Origin of the sequence: Paraburkholderia dilworthii (genome assembly GCF_000472525.1) — a bacterium.
In the GTDB taxonomy this organism is placed as follows: Bacteria; Pseudomonadota; Gammaproteobacteria; order Burkholderiales; family Burkholderiaceae; genus Paraburkholderia; species Paraburkholderia dilworthii.
Genome location: NZ_AWZT01000001.1, coordinates 732,625 through 739,801, shown reverse-complemented (window position 1 = coordinate 739,801; position 7,177 = coordinate 732,625). Strand labels below are relative to the sequence as shown.

General features: G+C 61.7%; 6 protein-coding genes. 5 read left to right on the top strand and 1 reads right to left on the bottom strand.

Features of this window, described 5'->3' with window-relative positions:
* Positions 1–109: 109 nt before the first annotated feature.
* From F759_RS0103700 to F759_RS0103685, 4 genes are all read left to right on the top strand, one after another.
* Positions 110–1,291 (top strand): quaternary amine ABC transporter ATP-binding protein, encoded by a 1,182-nt coding sequence (locus F759_RS0103700; RefSeq protein ID WP_027798665.1) that lies wholly within the window; start codon positions 110–112, stop codon positions 1,289–1,291.
* Positions 1,284–2,186, top strand: a complete 903-nt coding sequence (choW, locus tag F759_RS0103695) for a choline ABC transporter permease subunit (protein ID WP_027798664.1) — start codon at positions 1,284–1,286, stop codon at positions 2,184–2,186. Before F759_RS0103700 ends, choW begins: the two co-directional genes overlap by 8 nt.
* A 7-nt stretch (positions 2,187–2,193) precedes the next feature.
* Positions 2,194–3,192, top strand: a complete 999-nt coding sequence (locus F759_RS0103690; protein ID WP_027798663.1) for a GlxA family transcriptional regulator — start codon at positions 2,194–2,196, stop codon at positions 3,190–3,192.
* A gap of 108 nt (positions 3,193–3,300) precedes the next feature.
* The gene (locus F759_RS0103685) at positions 3,301–4,245 is read left to right on the top strand and encodes a choline ABC transporter substrate-binding protein (RefSeq protein ID WP_027798662.1); all 945 of its coding nucleotides are present in this window, start codon (positions 3,301–3,303) and stop codon (positions 4,243–4,245) included.
* A gap of 114 nt (positions 4,246–4,359) precedes the next feature.
* Here F759_RS0103685 and F759_RS0103680 read toward each other — a convergent pair whose 3' ends face one another.
* A complete protein-coding gene (locus F759_RS0103680; RefSeq protein WP_027798661.1) occupies positions 4,360–5,442 on the bottom strand; it encodes a GlxA family transcriptional regulator in 1,083 nt (360 codons plus the stop codon).
* A gap of 284 nt (positions 5,443–5,726) precedes the next feature.
* Between F759_RS0103680 and F759_RS0103675 the strand changes: the two genes are divergently transcribed.
* Positions 5,727–7,121, top strand: coding sequence for an L-serine ammonia-lyase (locus F759_RS0103675; protein ID WP_027798660.1), 1,395 nt, complete (start codon positions 5,727–5,729; stop codon positions 7,119–7,121).
* Positions 7,122–7,177 lie beyond the last annotated feature (56 nt).

Here is a 7,177-nt window from a genome sequence, read left to right as displayed (position 1 = left end):
CTTTGCATGGGACCAGAGTAAGTGCTTCGCACTAACTCTGGCCGACAGCTTTGCATGGGACCAGAGTAAGTGCTTCGCACTAACTCTGGCCGACATAGGAGAGCATTCAATGAATTCCCCCAAGGTCGTGGTCGAAGGGCTGTGCAAGGTGTTCGGCACCAACCCGAAACAGGCACTCGGCATGTTGGCAGGCGGTGCCACGAAAGAAGAAGTATTCGCGCGCACCGGCCAGATAGTCGGCGCTCATAACGTATCGTTCGAAGTCAAGGAAGGCGAGATCTTCGTGCTGATGGGTCTCTCCGGTTCCGGCAAGTCGACACTGATTCGCCTGATCAACCGGCTAGTGGAACCGTCGGCAGGTAAGGTGCTGATCGATGGACGCGACGTGGCCAGCGTGCCGCGTGCCGAATTGACGGCGCTGCGCCGCAAGGACATGAGCATGGTGTTCCAGTCCTTCGCGCTGATGCCGCAACGCACGGTGCTGTCGAATGCGGCCTTCGGGCTCGAGGTGGCGGGCATCGGCCGCAAGGAACGCGAAGCACGCGCGATGACCGTGCTCGAGCAGGTCGGCCTCGCGCCATTCGCGGCGAAGCTGCCCGCGCAGTTGTCGGGCGGCATGCAGCAGCGCGTGGGGCTCGCGCGGGCACTCGCGGTCAACCCGTCGCTGATGATCATGGACGAAGCGTTCTCCGCACTCGATCCGCTCAAGCGCAAGGAAATGCAGAACGTGCTGCTCGATCTGCAACGCGAGCAGCAGCGCACGATTCTATTCGTGTCGCACGATCTCGAAGAAGCCATGCGTATCGGCACACGCATCGCGATCATGGAAGGCGGCAAGGTCGTGCAGATCGGCACGCCGCAGGAGATCATCACGAATCCCGCCGACGATTACGTGCGCGCTTTCTTCGAAGGGATCGACACGAGCCGCTATCTGACGGCCGGCGATCTGATGCAGACGGATGCCGTGCCGCTGATGCACTCGCATTCGCCGCAGATCGACGTATCGAGCGTGGCCGCCACGTTGAACGGCAGCGCCGACTACGCGTTCGTGCTCGACAGCGAACGCAAGATTCGCGGCTTCGTGTGCCGCGACGAAACGGGTAGCGCGTCGGCAAAACTGAACTACGTCGAGTGCATTCGACGCACCACGCCGCTCGACGACGTGGTGCAGCGTGTGGTCGCGAGCCGCGCGCCCTTGCCGGTCGTCGAAGCGGACGGCTCCTACTGTGGTTCGGTCAACAAGACGAACGTGCTGCACGTTCTCACGCGCCATCGAGGTTCCCATGTCTGAAATCATTCCACTTGGCGCCTGGGTCGATCACGGCGTCCACTATCTGCTCGACCATGACGCCAAGACTTTCGATTCGATCGGCAAGGTCATCGAGAGTTTTGCCGCGCTGATCGAACAAGGTCTGCAAGGGGTGCCGATGTGGGCGCTGATGGCGTTTTTCGTCGGCATCGGATTGTGGCGGGTGGGATGGCGCTTCGCGCTGTTCACGCTGCTCGCCATGCTGCTGATCTACGGCACCGGCTTCTGGGATCAGATGGTGATCACGCTCGGTCTCACGCTCTCGTCCACGTTGATCAGCCTCCTGCTCGGCGTGCCGCTCGGCATCTGGACTGCGAAGAGCCGCACCGTCGAAATGATCGTGCGCCCCGTGCTCGACCTGATGCAGACCATGCCTGCATTCGTCTATCTGATTCCGGCCGCGATGCTGTTCGGTCTTGGCCGCGTGCCCGGCATTCTCTCCACGGTGATCTTCGCGATGCCGCCGGCGGTGCGTCTCACGTCGCTCGGCATCAAGCATGTGAACCGCGAAATCGTCGAAGCGGGGCAGGCCTTCGGCTGCACGCCGTGGCAATTGCTCTACAAGGTGCAGTTTCCAAATGCGCTGCCGTCGATCATGACGGGTGTGAACCAGACCATCATGATGGCGCTGTCGATGGTGATCATCGCGTCGATGGTCGGCGCAGGCGGTCTCGGCAACGACGTGCTCGCCAGCATTCAGCGGCTCGACATCGGTCTGGGCTTCGAGAGCGGACTCTCGGTCGTGATGCTCGCGATCATCCTCGACCGCATCACGGAGAGCTTCGGCCGTTCACCCGGCATGGCGCGCGCGCCGCTGTTCTCTGGCTTGCGCAATCTGATGAAGGTGCGCCGCGCGCCGGCGGCACAGCACAGTTGAGCCGCTCATGAAGCGCGACGCGATCACTCAGGTCGAGGCCCCGCCCGATTCACCGCTCTCCCGGCTCGCGCACGTCGGCTTTCTGACGCTGCCGAACTTTTCGATGATCGCGTTCACGAGCGCGGTCGAGGTGCTGCGCATGGCCAACTACGTGGGCCGCGCAGAGCACTACAGATGGTCGGTCATTACGCCTGACGGCGAGCCGGCGCGGGCGAGCAACGGCATCACGGTGAAGCCCACTACGACGCTCGCCGAGGCCGGCATGCCCGATGTGCTGATCGTGTGCGCGGGCTGGCACGTGCGCGATTACGTCGACGACACAGTGATCGGCCTGCTGCACGAGGTGGCTGCGCAGGGCATACCGCTCGGGGGCATTTGCACGGGGCCGTACGCGCTCCTCGCAGCCGGATTGCTCGATGGTTATCGCTGCACCGTGCATTGGGAGGACATGTCGCCGTTGCACAAGAGCTATCCGCATGTACGGTTCGCGGACGAGCTCTTCGTAATCGACCGCGACCGCATGACGTGCACGGGCGGCACCGCGCCGCTCGATCTGATGTTGAACCTGGTCGGCATGCGCCTGGGTCACCCGGTTGCAGCGCAGGTGTCCGAGCAGTTCATCGTGGAAAGGATTCGCGGCTCGACGGACTACCAGCATATTCCCGTCGACGCCCGCGTCGGTTTCTCTCGCGCCGAACTGATAGAAGTCGTGCGCTTGATGGAGGCGAATATCGAAGAGCCGTTATCGCTCGACGAACTTGCGCGGCTCGTGCGTCTGTCGCAACGCCATTTGCAGCGTATGTTCAAGATGTTCCTGAGCGTGTCGCCGACGCACTATTACCTGACGCTGCGCCTGCGGCGTGCGCGTGAATTGCTGCGTAACACCGACGCCTCCATCGCGCGTGTCACGGCCGTTTGCGGGTTTCATTCACCCTGCCATTTCAGCAAGGCGTACCGCGCGCAATTCGGTCATGCGCCGAGCGTGGAGCGACGGCTGTCGGCATAGGCCGCTTTCGCTTCACATGCGCTTGCGTGTGCCGCGATCGGCAGCAGGCAGCGTCGAAAGAATTCGCGTAACAAACCAGTCAAGCATCAATCACCCTGAGGAAACGCCATGAAACGTTTGTGGGCTGCGTCGTTGTGCGCGCTGTCTGTGTCGTCTGTCCCGTCGGCATTCGCCGCCGAACCCGCAACATGCCGCGACGTCCGCTTTGCCGATGTCGGCTGGACCGATATCGCGGCGACTACAGGGCTCGCCTCGACGGTACTCGAAGGACTCGGCTACAAGCCGACCAAGACGATCGCCTCAGTGCCGATCACGTTTGCTGGGGTTAAGAGCAAGCAGATCGACGTATTCCTCGGTTATTGGTCGCCCACTATGGACCCGATGATCGACCCCTTCAAGAAGGCCGGCCAGGTGAGCGTGCTGCCCACGCCGAACCTCACGGGCGCGAAGTACACGCTTGCGGTGCCGGACTACGCGTACCAGGCGGGCATCAAATCGTTCACCGACATAGCGAAGAACTACGACAAGCTCGGCGGCAAGATCTATGGCATCGAGCCGGGTAACGACGGCAATGCGTTGATCAAGAAGATGATCGACACCAACCAGTATGGGCTCGGCAAGTTCAAGCTCGTCGAGTCGAGCGAGGCGGGCATGCTGGTCGAAGTGAACCGTGCGATCCGCGACAAGAAGCCGATTGTGTTCCTGGGCTGGGAACCGCATCCGATGAACGTGCAGATGAAAATCGATTATCTGTCCGGCGGCGACGATGTATTCGGCCCGAACTACGGAGAAGCGAAAGTCATGACGGTCACGCCGACCGATTACTCGACGCGTTGCCCGAATGTCGCGAAACTCGTGTCGAACCTGCATTTCACGACCGATATCGAGAATCACGTGATGCTGCCGATCATGAACAAGACGGACCCGAACAAGGCCGCGCGTGAATGGTTGAAGGCGAATCCGGCGGTGCTCGATCAGTGGCTGGCGGGTGTGAAGACATTCGACGGAAAGGATGGTTTGCCGGCGGTGAGGGCGTACGTAGCAGGGAAGTGATGTGCGGGTCTTTGCGCCGCGTGGCGCGGCGCAAAGACTGGTGTTGCGCGATTCGAGGCCCTGATTAAAGGCCTAAAATTCACACGACCAGGAAAAACGCCTTATATCAGGGCATCAAATCGCCTGCGCCCGCCCCGGAAACGTCTCGTCGTAGTCACCACTGTCTGCAGCTTCGGCTGCCGTGCCGCGCTGCTCGCGGTACATCATCGGCGGTAAACCGAATTGCTTGCGGAATTCTCGGCCCAGATGCGATGCATCGGAAAAGCCGCAACTCGATGCAATATCGGCCACCGTCTTGTCCGAACTCGTCAACAGCCAGGCGGCCGTGCGCAGGCGCACCTGTTTCGCGTAAGCCTGTGGCGCCTTACCGGTTTGCGCCTTGAAAAGCCGCTCCAGTTGACGCGGCGACAGGTCCAGCTTGCGCGCGAGTTCATCGAGTGAAAGCGAACGCCCGACGTGCTGTTCCATCAGCAGAATCGCGCGCTTCACTTTCGGATGCGCGGCGGGCGCAAGTCCTGGCGGATGCGGCTGCGGAGCGTTGCCTTTCTGCATGTCGTCGACGAGCAGAATGCGCAGTGCCTTTTGCACTGTTGCGGTTTCGAAGTGGCGCAACAGAATGGCTGCCGCCACGTCGATCGACGCGCGTCCGCCTGAACAGGTAATGCGCCGGCGATCGATCACGAACAGCCGGTCGGCCACCAGCGCCTCTTCATTCACCGCCGGAAACCGCTCGATGAAATCCCAGTAGTGAAACCAGCTCACGCAAATGCGATGACCGTCGAGCACGCCCGCGCGCATCAGCGAGAACACGCCCGTGCACATGCCAACAAGCGTCGCATTCATCGCGGCGGCGTGGCGGATGAAGGCGAGCGTCGCGTCGTTCGCGGCCGGTCCGGAGTGCAACAGGCCGCCCACCACGACCACGTAATCGAAGGGCTCGGCGTTGTCGAAGGTCTCCCAAGGCGTGATCTGAATGCCGCAACTCGCACGCACCGGGGCAAGGGTTTCCCCTATCACGCTCCATGAACAGCGTACGGGTTTGCTGAAGTCGCCTTCGTCCGCGGACAGGCGCAACAGGTCGACGAAACCCGAGAACGCCGTCAGCGTGAAGTTCGGCAGCAGGATGATGCCGAAGCGGATGCGCTGTTTTGGCGTGCCGTCGATCGATTGAAGGGGAAGCGGTTCAGCGGAGTTCATGCATGCAGCCAGAGCGGAAAAGGTTGAGCCAAGCATAGCACCGGGACGCGGTGCGGCATTTATCGTCATGCCGTCAGCATCGCCAGCCCCAGGCACGGCGCCTGTCGCAAATGCGTCAGAAGCCATCGCAAATACGCCGCGGCGCTTGGCGCGTGGTGCGCTTGACGCCACTATCCCACTGTCATGCCGTTTTTATTCTATCGATCCAATTTGACGTGCGGTGCAATGGGGCCTGTTTCAAGGTACATCCCGCCACCCAGGCATTGCAACGCATAAGGCACGCCATGAACGTCAGCGTCTTCGATCTGTTCAAGATCGGTATCGGTCCCTCAAGCTCGCACACGGTCGGGCCGATGATCGCTGCTTGCCGCTTCGCGTCGCATATCGAAGACGCAAACCTGCTCGCCTTCGTGCGCCGCGTGAAGGTGGAACTGTTCGGCTCGCTCGGCGCGACCGGCAAGGGGCACGGTACGGATAAAGCGGTACTGCTCGGGCTGGAAGGCAATCTGCCCGAACTGATCGATCCGGACTCGATTGAGCCGCGTTTGCAGGCTATCCGCGAGACGAAGCAACTTGCGCTGCTCGGCAAGCATCCGGTGAAATTCGACGAGCGCGAGCACCTCGGCTTTTTCCGCAAGTTGATGCCGGGCGCGCCTGGTTCGGGCATCGTGCATCCGAACGGCATGCGTTTTCAGGCATTCGATGAAAACGGGCAACTGCTGGTGGAAAAAGAGTATTACTCGATTGGCGGCGGCTTCGTGGTGAATCGCGAGGGCGACCGCGTGAACGGCGTGCGTGCCGGCGCCGAGGTGCCGTACCCATTTCGCACTGGCGACGATCTGATGCGCGTATGCCGCGAGACCGGCCTCTCGATTGCGCAAGTGACGCTGAAGAACGAGTGCGCGGCGCGGCCCGAACAGGAAGTGCGCGAAGGTCTGCTCGCGATCTGGCGCACCATGTCGGCTTGCGTCGAACGCGGTTGCAAGGTGCGCGGCGAATTGCCCGGCCCAATGCATGTGAAGCGCCGCGCCGCCGATCTGTGCGCGCAATTGCGCTCGCGCTCGGAAGAGTCACTACGCGATCCGCTTTCGATGCTCGACTGGGTCAACCTCTACGCAATGGCCGTCAACGAAGAAAACGCGGCAGGCGGGCGCGTCGTCACCGCGCCGACCAATGGCGCGGCCGGCGTGATTCCCGCCGTGCTGCATTACTACGTGAAGTTCATGCATGCGTCGAACGACGAGGGCATCGTCAATTTTCTGCTGACGGCTGCGGCTATCGGCATCATCTATAAAGAAACCGCGTCGATTTCGGGTGCCGAAGTGGGCTGCCAGGGCGAAGTGGGCGTGGCCTGCTCGATGGCCGCCGCGGCGCTGGCCGCCGTGATGGGCGGCACGCCGACGCAAGTGGAAAACGCCGCGGAAATCGGCATGGAACACAACCTCGGCATGACCTGCGACCCGGTCGGCGGGCTCGTGCAGATTCCCTGCATCGAGCGCAATGCAATGGGCGCGATCAAGGCGCTGAACGCCGCGCGCATGGCAATGAAGGGCGACGGCCAGCACTACGTGTCCCTCGATAACGTGATCAAGACAATGCGCGAAACCGGCGCGGACATGAAGACGAAGTACAAGGAGACGTCGCGCGGCGGATTGGCCGTGAACGTCATCGAGTGTTGAACAGCGCTTTGTTCCAGATGCGACGAAGCGCCAGGCACAAGCACTAAAGCACCAAA